17 protein-coding genes are annotated in these 15484 nt (G+C 63.6%); 13 read left to right on the top strand and 4 right to left on the bottom strand.

All coding sequences use genetic code 11. The features are described from left to right. The first annotated feature begins 167 nt into the window (after positions 1 to 167). Complete coding sequence (locus AD659_RS26440) at positions 168 to 1382, top strand: cytochrome P450 family protein (RefSeq protein WP_053126346.1); 1215 nt, start codon at positions 168 to 170, stop codon at positions 1380 to 1382. 268 nt (positions 1383 to 1650) lie between these two features. Here the strand turns inward: AD659_RS26440 and AD659_RS26435 are convergent, their stop codons facing one another. Together AD659_RS26435 and AD659_RS26430 are read right to left on the bottom strand one after the other, a co-directional pair. Then, positions 1651 to 2247 (bottom strand): GNAT family N-acetyltransferase, encoded by a 597-nt coding sequence (locus AD659_RS26435; protein ID WP_053126344.1) that lies wholly within the window; start codon positions 2245 to 2247, stop codon positions 1651 to 1653. Continuing rightward, a complete protein-coding gene (locus AD659_RS26430) occupies positions 2244 to 2798 on the bottom strand; it encodes an RNA polymerase sigma factor (protein ID WP_053126342.1) in 555 nt (184 codons plus the stop codon). The genes AD659_RS26435 and AD659_RS26430 overlap by 4 nt, the downstream gene beginning before the upstream one ends. A gap of 309 nt (positions 2799 to 3107) precedes the next feature. Here AD659_RS26430 and AD659_RS26425 point away from each other — a divergent pair, with 309 nt between their 5' ends. The 12 genes from AD659_RS26425 to AD659_RS30050 all read left to right on the top strand — a co-directional run bounded on the left by AD659_RS26425 (position 3108) and on the right by AD659_RS30050 (position 14254). Beyond that, entirely contained in the window at positions 3108 to 4235 is a 1128-nt protein-coding gene (locus AD659_RS26425) for a TyeA family type III secretion system gatekeeper subunit (protein WP_053126340.1), read from the top strand. Beyond that, a complete protein-coding gene (gene sctV, locus AD659_RS26420) occupies positions 4232 to 6319 on the top strand; it encodes a type III secretion system export apparatus subunit SctV (RefSeq protein ID WP_053126339.1) in 2088 nt (695 codons plus the stop codon). Before AD659_RS26425 ends, sctV begins: the two co-directional genes overlap by 4 nt. A 153-nt stretch (positions 6320 to 6472) precedes the next feature. Continuing rightward, positions 6473 to 7363: an FHA domain-containing protein gene (locus AD659_RS26415; RefSeq protein ID WP_053126338.1), complete on the top strand. Its 891-nt coding sequence runs from the start codon at positions 6473 to 6475 to the stop codon at positions 7361 to 7363. Continuing rightward, entirely contained in the window at positions 7363 to 8721 is a 1359-nt protein-coding gene (locus tag AD659_RS26410; protein ID WP_053126336.1) for a FliI/YscN family ATPase, read from the top strand. Before AD659_RS26415 ends, AD659_RS26410 begins: the two co-directional genes overlap by 1 nt. Further along, positions 8708 to 9127, top strand: coding sequence for a hypothetical protein (locus AD659_RS26405; protein ID WP_053126334.1), 420 nt, complete (start codon positions 8708 to 8710; stop codon positions 9125 to 9127). The genes AD659_RS26410 and AD659_RS26405 overlap by 14 nt, the downstream gene beginning before the upstream one ends. Further along, positions 9120 to 9689: a type III secretion protein gene (locus AD659_RS26400; RefSeq protein WP_231987657.1), complete on the top strand. Its 570-nt coding sequence runs from the start codon at positions 9120 to 9122 to the stop codon at positions 9687 to 9689. Before AD659_RS26405 ends, AD659_RS26400 begins: the two co-directional genes overlap by 8 nt. Next, entirely contained in the window at positions 9686 to 10792 is a 1107-nt protein-coding gene (gene sctQ / locus AD659_RS26395) for a type III secretion system cytoplasmic ring protein SctQ (protein ID WP_053126332.1), read from the top strand. The genes AD659_RS26400 and sctQ overlap by 4 nt, the downstream gene beginning before the upstream one ends. Next, positions 10789 to 11442, top strand: coding sequence for a type III secretion system export apparatus subunit SctR (gene sctR / locus AD659_RS26390; RefSeq protein ID WP_053126330.1), 654 nt, complete (start codon positions 10789 to 10791; stop codon positions 11440 to 11442). The genes sctQ and sctR overlap by 4 nt, the downstream gene beginning before the upstream one ends. A 9-nt stretch (positions 11443 to 11451) precedes the next feature. Continuing rightward, entirely contained in the window at positions 11452 to 11706 is a 255-nt protein-coding gene (sctS, locus tag AD659_RS26385) for a type III secretion system export apparatus subunit SctS (RefSeq protein ID WP_053126328.1), read from the top strand. Beyond that, positions 11706 to 12503: a type III secretion system export apparatus subunit SctT gene (sctT, locus tag AD659_RS26380; RefSeq protein WP_053126326.1), complete on the top strand. Its 798-nt coding sequence runs from the start codon at positions 11706 to 11708 to the stop codon at positions 12501 to 12503. Before sctS ends, sctT begins: the two co-directional genes overlap by 1 nt. A 15-nt stretch (positions 12504 to 12518) precedes the next feature. After that, entirely contained in the window at positions 12519 to 13619 is a 1101-nt protein-coding gene (gene sctU, locus AD659_RS26375; protein ID WP_053126323.1) for a type III secretion system export apparatus subunit SctU, read from the top strand. A 116-nt stretch (positions 13620 to 13735) separates the two neighbouring features. Next, positions 13736 to 14254: a type III effector gene (locus tag AD659_RS30050; RefSeq protein WP_169788905.1), complete on the top strand. Its 519-nt coding sequence runs from the start codon at positions 13736 to 13738 to the stop codon at positions 14252 to 14254. A 156-nt stretch (positions 14255 to 14410) separates the two neighbouring features. On the opposite strand, the gene AD659_RS26365 is transcribed toward AD659_RS30050, so the two are convergent. Then, positions 14411 to 14860: a type III secretion system chaperone gene (locus AD659_RS26365; RefSeq protein ID WP_053126321.1), complete on the bottom strand. Its 450-nt coding sequence runs from the start codon at positions 14858 to 14860 to the stop codon at positions 14411 to 14413. Positions 14861 to 15100: 240 nt separating this feature from the next. Next, positions 15101 to 15478 (bottom strand): hypothetical protein, encoded by a 378-nt coding sequence (locus AD659_RS26360; protein ID WP_053126319.1) that lies wholly within the window; start codon positions 15476 to 15478, stop codon positions 15101 to 15103. Positions 15479 to 15484 lie beyond the last annotated feature (6 nt).

Raw genomic sequence — 15484 nt, 5'->3', positions numbered from 1 at the left:
CTTGTGGGAGCGAGCTTGCTCGCGATAGCGCTGGGTCAGCCAACCTTGAAGTGACGGATACACCGCCATCGCGGGCAAGCTCGCTCCCACAAGGATCTTTCCCACTGGGATCTTTTTGGCGAGCCCTGCCACTCAGGAGCAACGACTCATGCCCCTGGAGAGTGTTCATGGCTTACGAACGTACCCTTGATTTGAATAGCGACGCGTTTCGCGGCGAGGCTTATCGGCATTATGCGGCGCTGCGCCAGGCGTCTCCGGTATTCCTCAGCCAGGCCGAAGGGCAGTTGCCGATGTGGTACGTCACCGGTGCCCGGGAAGTCGAGGAGGTGTTGCTGGATAACGAGCGCTTCGCCCGTGACCCGTCGCGGATCGATGCGCAGTTCGCCGCGATGCTCGGTGGCGAGCAATCCATCGCGTTTCTCAATGACCACATGCTCAACCGCGATGGCGACAGTCACCGCCGCTTGCGTCGCCTGGTCAACAAGGCCTTTACGTTGAAGGCGGTGAACGCCCTGCGGCCGCGCATCGAACAGATCGCCGAGACGTTGTTGGAACCCGTGCGGTCGAGCGGGCGAATGGATGTGGTGAGCCAATATGCATTCCCGTTATCGATCACCGTCATCGCCGAGCTGCTTGGCGTCCCTGCACAAGACCGTGACGACTTCCGCCGCTGGTCCCACATGATTGTCCAGCAGGTGGGGCACGACCTGAGCGAGTTGCAGCGTTGCTACAACGAGTTCGCGGGCTACATGCTCGCGTTGATCGACCAGCGTCGAGCACAGCCGGGCGACGACTTGGTTTCGGCGTTGGTGCAGGTCGAGGAAGAGGGCAGCAGGCTCAGCCAAAGTGAACTGTGCAGCATGATCGCACTGCTGATCATTGCCGGGCACGAAACCTCGGCGTCGATGATCGGCAATGCTGTGCACATGCTCGTGCAGCACCCGAAGGCGCTGGCGCGCTTGCGTGACGAGCCGACGCTGATGCCTGGCGCGGTCGAAGAGCTTTTGCGCTACGACTCAGCGGTGGAGCGGGCCATGGTCCGCTTCGTTACCCGGGACACCGAACTGGCGGGGCAGCGTTTGCAGCGCGGGCAGCTGCTGATCGCGGTGGTGGGCTCGGCCAATCGTGACGAAGCGTTGTGTGCAAATCCTGACACGCTCGACATCACCCGCCCGGCCTGTCCGCATATGTCTTTCGGCAAAGGCACGCACTATTGCCTGGGCGCCTCGCTGGCCCGGCAGGAATTGGAGATTGCGTTGAATACGCTTCTTCGGTGCTGCCCTGGGCTGCGATTGGCGGTCGATCCCGGCGCTGTACGCTGGCGCTATGTGCCCAACTTCAGGGGGCCGGAGGCGTTGCCGGTGTGCTGGTCGGTGGATTGAGGTGTATGACCGAGACGAGGGAGCAAGGTCGCGCTGGGTTTTGTAGGCGCTGGCGAAGCCTGCGATCTTTTGATCTTTCGCTCCAGACTCAATTGGCAGTGGAAAGATCGCAGCCTCGTTGCACTCGACAGCTCCTACGCAGCTCCTACGCAGCTCCTCCAGCGGGAGTCACTGGGTTGTGCAAGAAATGGCATCGGCTCGAATGAGCGCCGGCCCGTGCCTGAGAAAGAGGCGGCTCGTCCGAGGTCCAGCCGGACGAGCCGTGGACTCACGCCAGGCTGGCCTCCTCGTTTTGCGCTGGCGCTGAAAGGGTGGCGGGCAACGTGTCGCTTGGCGTCAGGTGCAGTCCATAGAGCACGACGTCCGCACGGCTATCGGCGAACCGGGCGATCCCGGGGAAGCGTCCCCATTGCGTCGCGCCAAGCCCCTGTACGCCGCGTTTGCTGGCCTCGTTGTGCTCGATGATCCAGGCCACCAGCGTCTCGAAGCCATAGCGCTTGGCCAACACCACCGCGGCTTGGCCAAGGCGAATGCCTACGCCGCTGCCGATGTGATCGTTGCGCACGTAGATCGACACTTCGCCGGTCAATCGACAGGCCTGGGCGCCCCAGCAGAAGCGGTTGACGATCAACCAGGCGACGACTTCACCTGCGCGTTCGAGCACGTAGATCGGGTCACCCTCCTTGACGAAGCAGTCGACGAAAAACGTCATTTCCTTCAGGGAAAACGCTCTGAGTACGGGGGAACTGGTTCCCCCCAGAGCGCTTTCGTTGAAGATAGCTGTCATCACCGGCAAGTCGTCAGCGGTGTAGCGGCGTACGCCGCGTGGCAGGTCGTGCCGGCTGTTCAAACGGTTCTCGCTCATGGCCGGGCTTCTCCGTAGACGCTTCGCTTGAGTTGCTCGCGTGCACGAAACAACCTCGAGCGCACGGTGCCAATGGGGACGCCGAGCCGTTCGGCGGCATCGCGGTAGCTGCTTTCGGTGTCCACGGCGGTCCACAGGGTATCGCGCATGTCCTTGGGCAACGCGTCCATGGCGGACAGCGTCCGGTCCAACAACCGCCGGTTATCGCACAGTTCACTCAAGTCAATGTCGTCACTGGACTCGTTGAACTCGCTTTCATCGAACGTGCTCAATGGCGGCTGCGCGTAGAAACGGCGGAAATGGTTGCGGATCAGGTTCAGGGCGATACCGCATAACCAAGTGTCCTGCTTTGCCAGCCCTTTGAATTTCTGCTGGTTGCGCCAGGCTTCCAGATAGGTGAGCTGGATGATGTCGTCGGCGTCGTCCTGATTGAGTACACGTTTTTGCACAAACAGACGCAGTTTGCGCTCCTCGCCGAAGCGGATGCCTGGCGCACCTGCTGTGGGTGCCGGGGAGGTTTGCGGGAGTGCCATGAGATTCAGGCTGTTCATCAATAAATCCCTCTGGGTAGGTTCCATAACGTCGATCAAAATGTCGACGTTCCCCCCATCAGCAGGACCTGTGCCAAGCCGGATTTACTGACTATCTAATTGATAGATAAGTATTTTTATCTAGTGCGTTTGCTCTATTTGTGCAAGGACGTGCACGGCCGTCCCGAGCGCCACTGCATGAAATTGCACCGAGCGAACGCTTGGGCAACAAACCTCCCGGACTCGTCAAAAAGGGCCACGACCGGTGATGGAACTGAATGCGGGATCGTCGCCACCCACTGAGCGTCCGAAACCACGCTCACGGCCATCATGAAAGTAGAAGCCCCGACAAATGCGCATATTGCCGTCAACCTAGCCCAGGCCGCTTCGGCCGTCGTGGGCATGGGCAAGCCTGTCGAATCGTTCCAGGCCGTGCAGTCCAATTCGATGGAGGAGGTCGGCATGACCTTCAGCCATCACGTGGAGCGCAATACCAAGGCGCTGAGCCAGCGGCGCATACGCAATGCCCGTAGCGAGGTGGGCCAGGTGCGGGTCGAGACGCGCGAGCAGTTGGAGGAGTGGTACGACCAACTCGGCCACCCCGGCAAGCAGAGCCTCGGGGCAATGGCGGCCCAGGCCGGTTTGTTGCTGTGTGGCGAGCCGGTGCTTGAAGAGGTGGTGCAGTCCACCGGCGGTGATCCGGCCCGTACCGACCTGATCCTGCAGCAAGCGTTGCGCGATGCCGAAGTGCAAGGTCGTCTCGTCGAAGCCCAGCGCGCTCGCGATTACCTGCAACTGTTGCGCGAGCGTTATGGCGCGCAGATCCAGGCGGGCATGAACATCGCCGAAGCCTTGCGCGCTTCGGGCGGCGATCCAGAACTGCGCCAGGCGGTACGGCGGCTCTACTACGACACCGTGGTGCTCAAGCAGTCATTGCCCACCATGATGCAGGCCTTGCTTGGCTTGTTTGGCGAGGCGGCGTTCGTGCCGGGGCTGGACATGATGCGCCGGGCACTGGCTGACGACATCGCCGCCCACACACCTTCACGCCCGACCGCGCTGTTGCGCACGTTGTTGATCGGCCTGGCCGCCTCGACGCAACTGGGCAGTGTCCTGCACAGCTGCCGCCGTTTGCTCGAACAACTGGCCTACAGTTGCCCGTCCAGTCAGCTCACGGCCGTGTTGCTGCTCCAGCGCATGCTGGGGTTTGTCAGCAGCGGCCTGTCGGCGGCGGAAGTACGGCGTATCGGGCGTGAATTGGGTGGAGAAGAGGAGCGCGACCAACTGGTCTCCCTGAACGGCCTGTACCCCTTGCTCAAGCGTTTGCCGCTGCCGCTCTGGCGCGATGGAAAAAGCCGCCAGAGCGCGTTGAAGAATCTGTTGGTGCTGCTCGATGAACGTTCCCGTGGCGAGCCCCGAAGCCAGACCGCTGCCCCGGTGATTGGAGCGCGCCCATGATCGCCCTGTTGAACAAAGTCGCCAATGAAGCGGTGCGGCGCATCGAGGTGGTTGGGGCGTTCGTGGTGCTCGGCATTGTGTTCATGTTGATCCTGCCCTTGCCGACCTCGGTGGTCGATGCGCTGATCGCGATCAACATCTGTATCTCCTGCCTGTTGATCGTGCTCTCGCTGTACCTGCCACGGCCGCTGGCATTTTCCTCGTTCCCCGCGGTGCTGCTGCTGACCACGTTGTTCCGGTTGGCATTGTCGGTGGCGACCACTCGGTTGATCCTGCTCCAGGGCGACGCCGGACATATCGTCCAGGCGTTCGGCAACTTCGTGGTCGGGGGCAACCTTGCAGTCGGGTTGGTCATCTTCCTCATTCTGACGGTGGTCAACTTCCTGGTGATCACCAAGGGCTCGGAGCGGGTCGCCGAAGTGGCGGCGCGCTTCACGCTGGATGCATTGCCAGGCAAACAGATGTCCATCGACAGCGACTTGCGCGCGAACCTGATCGATGTCAGCGAAGCCCGGCGGCGTCGCGAGGAGTTGAACAAGGAAAGCCAGCTGTTCGGTGCGATGGACGGGGCGATGAAGTTCGTCAAGGGCGATGCCATCGCGGGTTTGGTGATCGTCGTGATCAACCTCATCGGCGGCTTTTCCGTTGGCATGATGCAGCACGACATGGGCGCGTCCGAATCGATGCACCTGTACGCCGTATTGACCATCGGTGACGGCCTGATCGCACAGATTCCGGCCCTGCTGATTTCCCTCACCGCAGGCATGATCATCACCCGGGTATCGCCGGAAGGGCAGCCGGCGGGTAGCAGCGTCGGCAAGGAAATCGCCCAGCAGTTGACCGCCGAACCCAAGGCCTGGGTGATCGCTTCGGTGGGGATGCTCGGCTTCGCGGCCTTGCCCGGCATGCCCACGCTGGTGTTCATCGTCATCGCCCTGATCACCGGCACTGCCGGCATCGTTCAGCTCTACACGCGCGCCCGGCAGGCCCGCCAGGGCGACCAGCCAAGCGAGGTCGTGGCCCCCGCGCAGAACGGCGCTGAAGACCTGCGCAGCTTCGACCCGACCCGTGCCTATCTTTTGCAGTTCTCCAAAGCCATGGAAGGCAACGCGGCGGCCGAGGCGGTCATCCAGGCGATCCGCAAGAAGCGCAATGCCCTGGTGGCCGGCTTCGGCCTGACCCTGCCGCCCTTCGAAATCGAATACAGCGCGCTGCTGGAAGACGACGAGTTCCGCTTCTGCGTGCACGAGGTGCCGATGTTGCGAGCAACCTTCGGTGAGCGTGTGGCCGTTGCACGCGGGCCGCTGCCGTTCGAGCCGCGCGACGGGCAGGTGGGCAGCGAGGTGCGTGACGAGCATCAGTGGCTGTGGCTGACGCCCGACGATCCGTTGTTGGCGGACGAACGCGTGGAGGCGGTGTCTGCCGCCGAGTTGCTGGTGGAGCGGATGAGCCGCGCCATGTTCGCCACGGGCCCGCAATTCTTGGGGCTCCAGGAGAGCAAGTCGATTCTCAGCTGGCTCGAAGCGGGCCAGCCGGAGCTGGTGCAGGAGCTGCAGCGGACCATGCCCTTGGCCCGTTTCGCCGCCGTGCTCCAGCGCCTGGCCGGCGAAGGTGTCCCGCTGCGCGCGGTGCGCCTGATCGCCGAGTCCTTGATCGAGCATGGGCAACACGAACGTGACATCGGCGCGCTGACCGATTACGCGCGCATCGCCCTGAAGTCGCAGATCTATCACCAATACCGCGATGAAGACGGTCTGCACGTGTGGCTGTTGACGCCGGAAACCGAAGGCCTGTTGCGCGACGCGCTGCGCCAGACCCAGACGGAAACCTTTTTTGCCCTGGAAAGCCTGCATACCCGTGCCTTGGTGATGCAGTTGCGCGAGGGCTTCCCATTGCGCGCCAAGCGCGTGGCCGTGCTGTTGGTGGCGCAGGACCTGCGGGCGCCGCTGCGTGACTTGTTGCGCGACGAATTCAATCACGTGCCTGTGCTCGCCTTCAGCGAGTTGCACAGCAACGCCCAGGTCACCGTGCTGGGGCGCTTTGACCTCGAGCAGGAAAAACTACAGGTGGAGGATGCCGCGTGACGGGTGGGTCTTGGCGCGTCGGCGCAGCCTCCACGTAACGATGTAATCCAGGTGCGTTCGATGGCCTGGCTGTGACAGAGGACGGGTGCCGCCAGTGCCCCGTCGTACAACCGGAGCGTGGGCGAGCGTCTGTCGCCCCTTGAGGAATTGACCATGTTCGAACTGCGTGTCTTGAGTGGTCTGCACCGAGGTGCGGCGTTGCCGTTGGTTGGCGAGCGATGGGTGGTCGGGGCGACGGAAGATGCCGACCTGGCGCTTTATGATCCGGGCATCTGTGGGCGTCACGTGGGCCTGCGGCAGGTGCAGGGCCAATGGCTGCTGGATCTGCTGGAGGGCGCGGTATGCGATGCGCAGGGCCAACCCTGGGCAGCGGCTGAGCCCTTGCAGAGCAATGCCCCATTTGCCGTGGCAGGCGTCTGGCTGTGCCTGGCCCCGGCCGATCAGCCCTGGCCCGAAGAGGCCGCACTGGATGACGCTGCGCATGTGGCGGACCAGGAAACCCCGAAGCCCGCCGTGCGGCCGTCGTGGCCCAAGCGCCTGGCAATCGCTGCGGCGGTGATTACCGTGGCCTCCAGCGCCTGGGCCTTTACCAGCCAGCCGACGCAGGCCGTGACACGCAGCCCGGCCCAGGCGCTCAAGCAGAGCAAGGTGGCATTGGACAACGTCGAGGCGGTCCGCCTGGAGCTGGATCGCATGCTGCAGGAGCGTGATCTGGGCGCCGCTGTGCGGGTCGAGAACCAGGGCGACCGCCTGGTCCTGGTGGGCGAGCTGCCGCGCCAACGCCTGGCGGTGGTCGAGCGGCTGATCGAACGTTTCCACAACCGCTACGAGACGCCAGTGGGGATCACTGCCGACGTGAAGGAGCGGCTGACGCAGTTGCCGTTCCAGATCGCCCAGATCGTCGGCGGCAAACATGGTCACGTGGTCACGGCCGATGGACGTCGGTTGTTCCTGGGCGACCAGATCGATGGCTTGCGCTTGACCGCCATCGACAGTGGCAAAGTCACCTTCGAGGGCGACCAACGCTACGAGGTCACGTGGTGATGACGCAGGCGGCCATCGCGCGACTGGAGGCTTGGGAGGCCGGGCAACTGGCGCACTTGCGTCGCTTCGCGCCGGTCAGGGTGCGTGGCCGGGTGCAGCGGGTCAGCGGCATCCTGTTGCAGTGCCGGCTGCCGGGGGCGCAGATCGGCGACCTCTGCCGGGTCGAGCGCGACGCTCGCGAGTCGCTGCTCGCCGAAATTGTCGGCTTCGACCAACACGATGCGTTGCTCAGCGCCTTGGGCGGCCTGGAGGGCGTCCGGGTCGGTGCGGCGGTGGAACCACTGGGCATGCCGCATCGGGTGTGCGTGGGGCCTGAGTTGCTGGGCCAGGTGCTGGATGGATTCGGCCGACCCCTGGTGGACGGCGGCGCGGGCGCGTTCGCCGGTTCGCACGTGCCGCATGCATCGCAGGTGATTGGCGAGGCGCCTGCGCCCACCGCACGACCGCGCATCCAACGGCCCTTGATGACCGGCGTACGGGCCATCGACGGTCCGCTGACCCTCGGCGAAGGCCAGCGCGTGGGGCTGTTCGCCGGCGCTGGCTGCGGCAAGACCACACTGTTGGCGGAGATTGCCCGGAACGTTGACTGCGATGTCATCGTGTTCGGTCTGATCGGCGAGCGCGGGCGTGAACTGCGCGAGTTTCTCGACCATGAACTGGATGATGAACTGCGTGCCCGTGCGGTGCTGGTGTGCGCCACCTCCGACCGCTCCAGCATGGAACGCGCCCGTGCGGCGTTCACTGCGACGGCATTGGCCGAGGGGTTTCGTGCCCGGGGCCAGCGCGTCTTGCTGCTCATCGATTCGCTGACCCGCTTCGCACGGGCTCAACGTGAAATCGGCCTGGCCGCAGGCGAACCGTTGGGGCGCGGCGGCCTGCCGCCATCGGTCTACAGCCTGCTGCCGCGCCTGGTCGAACGGGCCGGACTGACCAACGAGGGCGCCATCACCGCGTTGTACACGGTGCTCATTGAGCAGGACTCCATGAACGATCCCGTGGCGGACGAAGTGCGTTCGCTGCTCGACGGCCACATCGTGCTGTCGCGCAAACTCGCCGAGCGCGGCCACTACCCGGCAATCGATGTGCTGGCCAGCCTGTCGCGCACCTTGGCCAACGTGGCCGAGGCGGAGCACCTACGGGCGGGTATCAACCTGCGGCGATTGCTGTCGGCCTATGAGCAAATCGAACTGATGTTGCGCTTGGGCGAATACCAGGCCGGCGCCGACCCTTTGACCGACCTGGCGGTGGAGTCACGTGGCGCCCTGGACGCCTTCCTGCGCCAGGACCTGCGCGAGCCGGAGCCGTTTGCGTCGACGTTCGCCCACCTGCAGCAGTTGACCGCTTATGTCCCGGCTTGATCTGGACGCCCTGGCGCCGATACGCCGCCACCGTGAAGCGCAAGCCGAGCGGGTGTTGCGCCAGCAGCGTGAACTTTTGCGTGAACGTGAAGCCGCGGTCGCCGCCGCGCGGGCACGCATGCAGGCGAGCAGTGAACAACAGGCGGTGCAGCGCGAGGCGTTGTACGGCGAGCACCGTGGTCGGGCGCTGAGCGTGTGCGAACTGAATGCCTGGAGTACCCAGGAACGTCGTTTGATCGGCGAACTGGCCGAGCAAGCGCGGGCATTGCAGGCACTGGACGCGGAACAGGCGCAACAGGCCCAGGACACGGCCGCCGCCCAGCAACGGCTGCAAGGGCGCCGGCATGACCTGGAAAAGCTCAGCGCAATGATGGAGCACCTGGCGGAGACCCCCAGTGATGAATGAACGCAGTGTGCGCGGTGGGCCGACACCGCACAGCAATCCCTCGGCCGCCCCGGTTCGGCATTCGCCTCGGGCGTACGAGCAACCGCCTGCCCAGGTGAGCCGGACGCTCCGTCCGGCGGTGCGCGACGCCGTGTCTACCACCGGGCGCGACCCCGACGTGACGGCGGGACGCAGTGACGGATACTGGTTTCGCCAATGGGTCGATGCGCCACAGGGCGGCACGCAGGATGACACCGCCGGCACCGGTTCGCTGGCGGGCCAGGCGAACCTTTCCAACAGCGAAGTGGAGGCGTTTGTCGACCAGCTCACGCCACGCTTGCGCGCCACGCTCGACCGGCAATTGGACCTGCTGCTGCACCTTCCCCACCTGGGCCGCATCAAGGTGTCCGCCCGGCGGCTGGGCGGGATGTCCGGGTGGGACATTGGCCTGAGTGGCGAAAGTGCAGACGTTCAGGCGCGGTTGTCGAGTCGAACCGATCGCCTCGAAGACGCGCTGGCCCAGAGCCTGGGCCAGCCGGTGAGCGTGCGTGTGGCGCGGGAAGAGGAGGCCAGCGCGACATGACCGCCCATGCATTGAGGCTGCCGCCTGTGGGCATCGAAGTCGTCATCGCCCGGCGGTTGTTAGGGGGCGGCGTCAGTTTGCCCTTCGAGGTGGCGGGCGAGACGGGCCTGCTCGAGTTGACCCCTGGCGGCGCTGCGGCCGAGGGAACGACGTGTGTGCTGGCGTGTGCCCATGGTGTCTTTACCTTGGGCGAGCCCGGCGCGGTGCTCAGCCTGTTCGGTGAATGCCCGGTGGTCTTGCCCGCCGAACCCGGACCGGATGACGCGTGGTTCTGGTCGCTGTTCCAGCAAACCTTGAGCGAGCCCCTGCGCCAGGCGTTCGGTTTTCTCAAACCGACCGCCGAGCCCGCGGTGCAGGGCATTGCCTGCCGGCTCGACGTGAGGGTGGGCGCGGCCCGCGTCACCAGTCATCTGGACATGACCGGGGCGACCCTGCTGGGCCTGCTTCGTGCCGCGCCTTGGCAGCGGCGAACCGCGCCAGGAATCGAGGGTTTTGCCCTGCATGTCCCGCTGGTGCTGGGACACCTGGCGCTGGCTGCCGGGCAGTTGGCGAGGCTGCGCCCCGGTGATGTGCTGGTGCCGGAAACCGCTTTGTTCGACTCATCCGGCCAAGGGCAGATTCGCCTGGGCCGGCACTGTTTGCAGGTGCGGGTACACAGCCGTGCCGCGCCGTTGCGCCTGACCTTGCTCGCTCTGGAGGAGACCGTTATGAGCACCACCGCCGACACCGACATCCTGACGCCGGACTGGGACGACACCACCGGCTACGAACCTGACGCCCAAGGCCCCGAGGCGGTCGAGTACCCGGCGTCGGCCTATGCCGCCGCTGAAATCGATGAGGTGTCGGTGACGGAGCCGGTCGCGGCCGATCTCCCCGAGCGCTTCGACGACCTGCCGCTGGCGCTCACGATACGTTGCGGCCATTTGCACCTGACGCTGGGTGAACTGCGCAATCTGGCGCCCGGCGCCGTGCTGCACGTGCAGGGCGTGACACCGGGGGCAGCGGCGCTGTTCTATGGCGAACGAGCCCTGGCCCATGGCGAGTTGGTCGAGGTCGATGGCCGGTTGGGCCTGCAAATCGCCCGCGTGGATGTGGCTGGATGAGCTTCCAGGGGGTCGACCCCTTTCTGCTGGCGCTGTTCATCGGTGGGATCTCGTTGGTCCCCCTGCTGCTGATCATTTGCAGCGCCTTTCTCAAGATAGCCATCGTGTTGACGATCACCCGTAACGCCATCGGCGTGCAGCAGGTACCGCCGAATATGGCGCTGTATGCCATTGCCCTGGCCGCGACGCTGTTCATCATGGCGCCGGTCGGCCACAACATCGCCGAAGAGCTGAAGGAGCGGCCGCTGGACTTCAGCAGCACCGAGGCGTTGCAAGGTTCTGCCTTGAATGCGGTAAAACCGTTGCAGGCCTTCATGTCGCGCAATACCAACCCGGACATCCTCGCTCACCTGCTGGAAAACACTCAGCGGATGTGGCCCAAGGAGCGCGCCGAGCAGGCCAGTCGCGACGACCTGATGCTGCTCATCCCGGCCTTCATGCTGTCGGAACTTGAGGCCGGCTTCCAGATGGGCTTCCTGATCTATATCCCGTTCATTGTCATCGACCTGATCGTGTCCAACCTGCTGCTGGCACTGGGCATGCAGATGGTCGCGCCCATGACCATTTCGTTGCCGCTCAAGCTGCTGATTTTTGTCCTCGTGCAGGGCTGGACGCAATTGCTCGACAGCCTCTTCTATTCCTATCTTTGAGGACGTGCGATGGACGCGCTGACGTTGTTTAAGGAAGGCATGCTGCTGGTGGTCCTGCTCTCCGCGCCGCCCTTGATCGTGGCGGTGATCGTCGGTGTGCTGACGTCCCTGGTGCAGGCATTGATGCAGATCCAGGACCAGACCTTGCCCTTCGGCATCAAGCTGGTGGCGGTCGGGCTGACCTTGCTGGTCACTGGCCGCTGGATCGGTGTGGAATTGCTGGGGCTGCTGCGTCGGGCATTCGAAATGATGGCCAACATCTGATGACGGCCCAGGCTTTCGTTCCCTATTTCGACTTGCTGCTGTCGATCGCACTCGGCATGGCGCGCATTTACCCGGTGGCTTACCTGGTCCCGGTGTTTTGCTTCCAGCACCTGCGCGGCTTGCCACGCCATGCCGTTGTGTTTGCCCTGGGCATGTTGCCGGCGCCCGGTATTCGCCAGGCGCTGATCGACGCCCAGGTCAATTGGCTGTCGTTGGCCGGGTTGATGTTCAAGGAGCTGGTGTTGGGCTTCTTGCTCGGGGTGTTGCTGGCGATGCCGTTCTGGTTGTACGAATCGGTGGGCGCCTTGCTGGACAACCAGCGCGGTGCGCTCATCGGTGGCCAGTTGAACCCGGCGCTCGGCACCGACACCACGCCCTTGGGCCTCCTGTTCAAGGAAATGACAATCCTGCTGCTGGTCACCACCCTGGGCATCGGCACATTGACCCAGGTGATCTGGGACAGCTACCTGGTGTGGTCGCCCACCGTTTGGTTTCCACTGCCTGGCGCGGATGGCTTCGGCGTGTTTCTCGGGCTGCTCGCCGAAATGTTCATGCACATGATGCTCTACGCGGCGCCCTTTATCGGCTTGCTGTTGCTGGTGGAGTTCAGCCTGGCGCTGCTCAGCCTGTATAGCCCGCAATTGCAGGTTTTCGTCCTCGCCATGCCGGCCAAGAGCCTGATCGGCCTGGGCTTCCTGCTGTTCTACCTGCCCACGCTGTGGGATGCGATGACAGGTCGTCTTGGCCGCTACGGCGAAATCCGGCATCTGCTCCACCTGTTGTTGCAGGGGCCTTGAAGGAGGGTTTCGCCCATGAGCGAAGACAGTGGCGAAAAGACCAAGCAGGCGACGCCGAAGAAGATTCGCGACGCGCGCAACAAGGGCCAGGTCGGCCAGAGCCAGGACTTGAGCAGCCTGCTGGTGCTTGCTGCGATCACCGAAGTGGCATTGACCCAGGCCGACGACAGCATGCAGGCCCTGGGAGACATGGTGGCGTTCCCGTTGCATCGGCTGGATGTCGATTTCGTGCGGGCCTTCGAGGAAACCTTGGCCCATGCCGGTGGCGTGCTGCTCAACTTCACCTTGATGACCGTGGGGCTGGCGATCGTCACGCGCCTGGTGGCCGGCTGGATACAGTTCGGCTTCCTGTTCGCGCCCGAGGCCCTGCAGCCTGACCCGAACCGCTTGAACCCGCTGAACCAGGCCAAGCAGATGTTCTCCGGCCAGGCGCTGATCAACCTGTTCATGGGGCTGGTCAAGGCGGTATTTATCGGCACCGTGATTTATCTGGTGACGCTGCCGGCACTCGGCTCGTTGATCGGCCTGGTCAACGGCGATCTGCACAGCTATTGGCGCGGCTTGGCCAGCCTGTTTCGGCACATCATGCATGTCTGCCTGGGTGTCTTGCTGGTGCTGGCGATTCTCGACTTCGGCTTGCAGAAATATTTTTTCGCCAAGCGCCTGCGCATGAGCGAGGAGGAGGTGCGCAAGGAGTTCAAGGAAATGGAAGGCGACCCACACGTAAAAATGCATCGCCGCAACCTGGCCCGGCAATTGGTCGACCAGCCCGTCAACAAAGAAACCAAGCCGGTGGAAGAGGCCGATATGTTGGTGGTCAACCCGACCCACTTTGCCGTCGCGCTGCTGTATCGCCCCGAGGAAACGGCACTGCCGCAGTTGATCGTCAAAGGCGTCGATGCCGAGGCACGGGCGCTGATCGAGCGGGCCAAGGCGGCGCGGGTTCCGGTCATCCAATGTATCTGGCTGGCACGAACGATCTACCGCGAAGACGTCGGTGGGTATATCCCCCGGGAAACGCTCCAGGCGGTGGCGCACATTTATCGGGTGCTGCGTGAGCTGGATGACGAGGCCAAGGGCGAGGTGATCGAGATTCCGGAATTGAACCAGCGTTGAGGTCGATGGAACCGATGCACACGGGGTTGCCACTCAGGGAGTGAGCCAGGCTCGCCTGGGCGATGCCGGCTTGCCGAGAGTGTCCACCGCAAAATATCGACTCGTGGAGATTTCCCATGCCTGAACCCAATTCATTGACCAGCCCCTTGAGGGGCACGGGTGGCCTGCACGGCATCGACAGCCAGCAGCCCTCACGCTCGCGCTCGTTGAGCCAGCGGCCTCGCGAGGCCCAGCAGCCCCCAGGTATCCAAAGCCTGCACGCCCGGGGACGTTCGTCCTCGACACCACCGGCGGTGCATCAGCGTGGCCGCACCCGAACGCGGGACGCCAACCACACGGCGACGCCGAACGACGCTCAACCACTGGGTGACGCGCAAACGTCCAACCCCACTTCGGCCTCTCGAACTCCAGACTCTTTCATGCACGAGATGGAAACCCGTCAAAAGCAGTTGATGGAGAAGCAGTTCGAGATGCAGATGGGAATGGAAGAGCGCCAGAGCACCATGATGCTCATTAAAAGCTCCGCCGACATGGCCAAGTTGATGAGCGATACGGTGACGGAGGTCACCAAGGGCTTCATGGACAGCGCAAGGAAAGTCATGCAGGAGGGTGGCGAGGCGATGAAGCTTCGATAAACATCTCCAATGCTGACCATTTGGGGAAAATGATGAGCCTGTGGCGAGGGAGCTTGCTCCCGCTTGAGTGCGAAGCACTCACAAAAATGGTCTGCTACGCAGCCCAGCGAGAGCAACCCCTGGCCATGGGTGTACCGACTTTTGCTCCACGGCCCTCTAGCCCAATCGGGTGCGGCTTGTGCCGAGCGAGGCCGGGCGAGGATCGCTCGGCGTTGCAGGCACCACCAAGCGTGCCCTTACCTCGCTGACCTGGGCGATGAAACCGACGATCCAATGGCAGAACTGCACCTCATCGAGCATCGACAACGGACAATGGGCACACAAGCGAACGCTGCCCTTATCGTCCAGGGCCAACCAACTGCCGCCGAGCAGATCCAATCGGAAGTTGAGTTCCAGCAAGCGCTTGTGCAAGCCGGGCGCGTGGGCCGGTACATCGATCGCACAATGGAGGATGGCGACGTCGCCGTGATCGGGCAGCTCGATGACCACGGCTTCGCGATTGCTCGTGTCATACAGCGCGCATACGCCACCTTCCAACTGCAAGTCCGCATGCAGATGTTCCGCGAGGGCCGAGATCAAGCGCTGGGCAAGTGGTGCGACGGTCATGGAAAACCTCCCTCATAAAGTCTCTGGATGAATCACTGTGGCGAGGGAGCTTGCTCCCGCTGGGCCGTACGAGCTGTGTAGGAGCTGTCGAGTGCAACGAGGCTGCGATCTTTCCCCAGACACTTGGATCCCAAGCGAAAGATCAAAAGATCGCAGGCTTCGCCAGCTCCTACAGAGCCGAGCGGGAGCAAGCTCCCTCGCCACGGGTTCAGCGTTGCTCCTGAGTGAACAGCATTGCCCTCAATACGTGGCCGAGTAATCGTCAAGGTCTTCCAGGCCCAGCAGCGACAGCTGACGGGACTGGATTTCATCGAGCAGCTCCGTGGACAGTGGCGCGTCAGGCAGCGCCTGCCAGACCACCAGAGCTCGCTGCGGATCGAGAAACACGAACAGCTGCGCGTAGTCGGTGGGGTGGGCGAAACGCCGTTCGAGCGCATGCTGGATCTGGTTTGCGCGTAGCGCCTGGCTTTGTATTTGTAAGGCGAGCCCCACGCTGTGAGGCTCGCGTCGCAGGCAGAACTCAATGCCAGGGGCGATTTCCCAATACGTCGCGATGCCGGCGATGATGTTCTTCTGGAAGGCCTGGCGAGTGCTTACGCTGTGTACCGAAAAAGACATAGCGTT

It is taken from the genome of Pseudomonas thivervalensis (assembly GCF_001269655.1).
GTDB classification, from domain to species: domain Bacteria; phylum Pseudomonadota; class Gammaproteobacteria; order Pseudomonadales; family Pseudomonadaceae; genus Aquipseudomonas; species Aquipseudomonas thivervalensis.
Note: the sequence above shows the minus strand (reverse complement) of the source record. Positions and strands in the feature narration are given on the sequence as shown.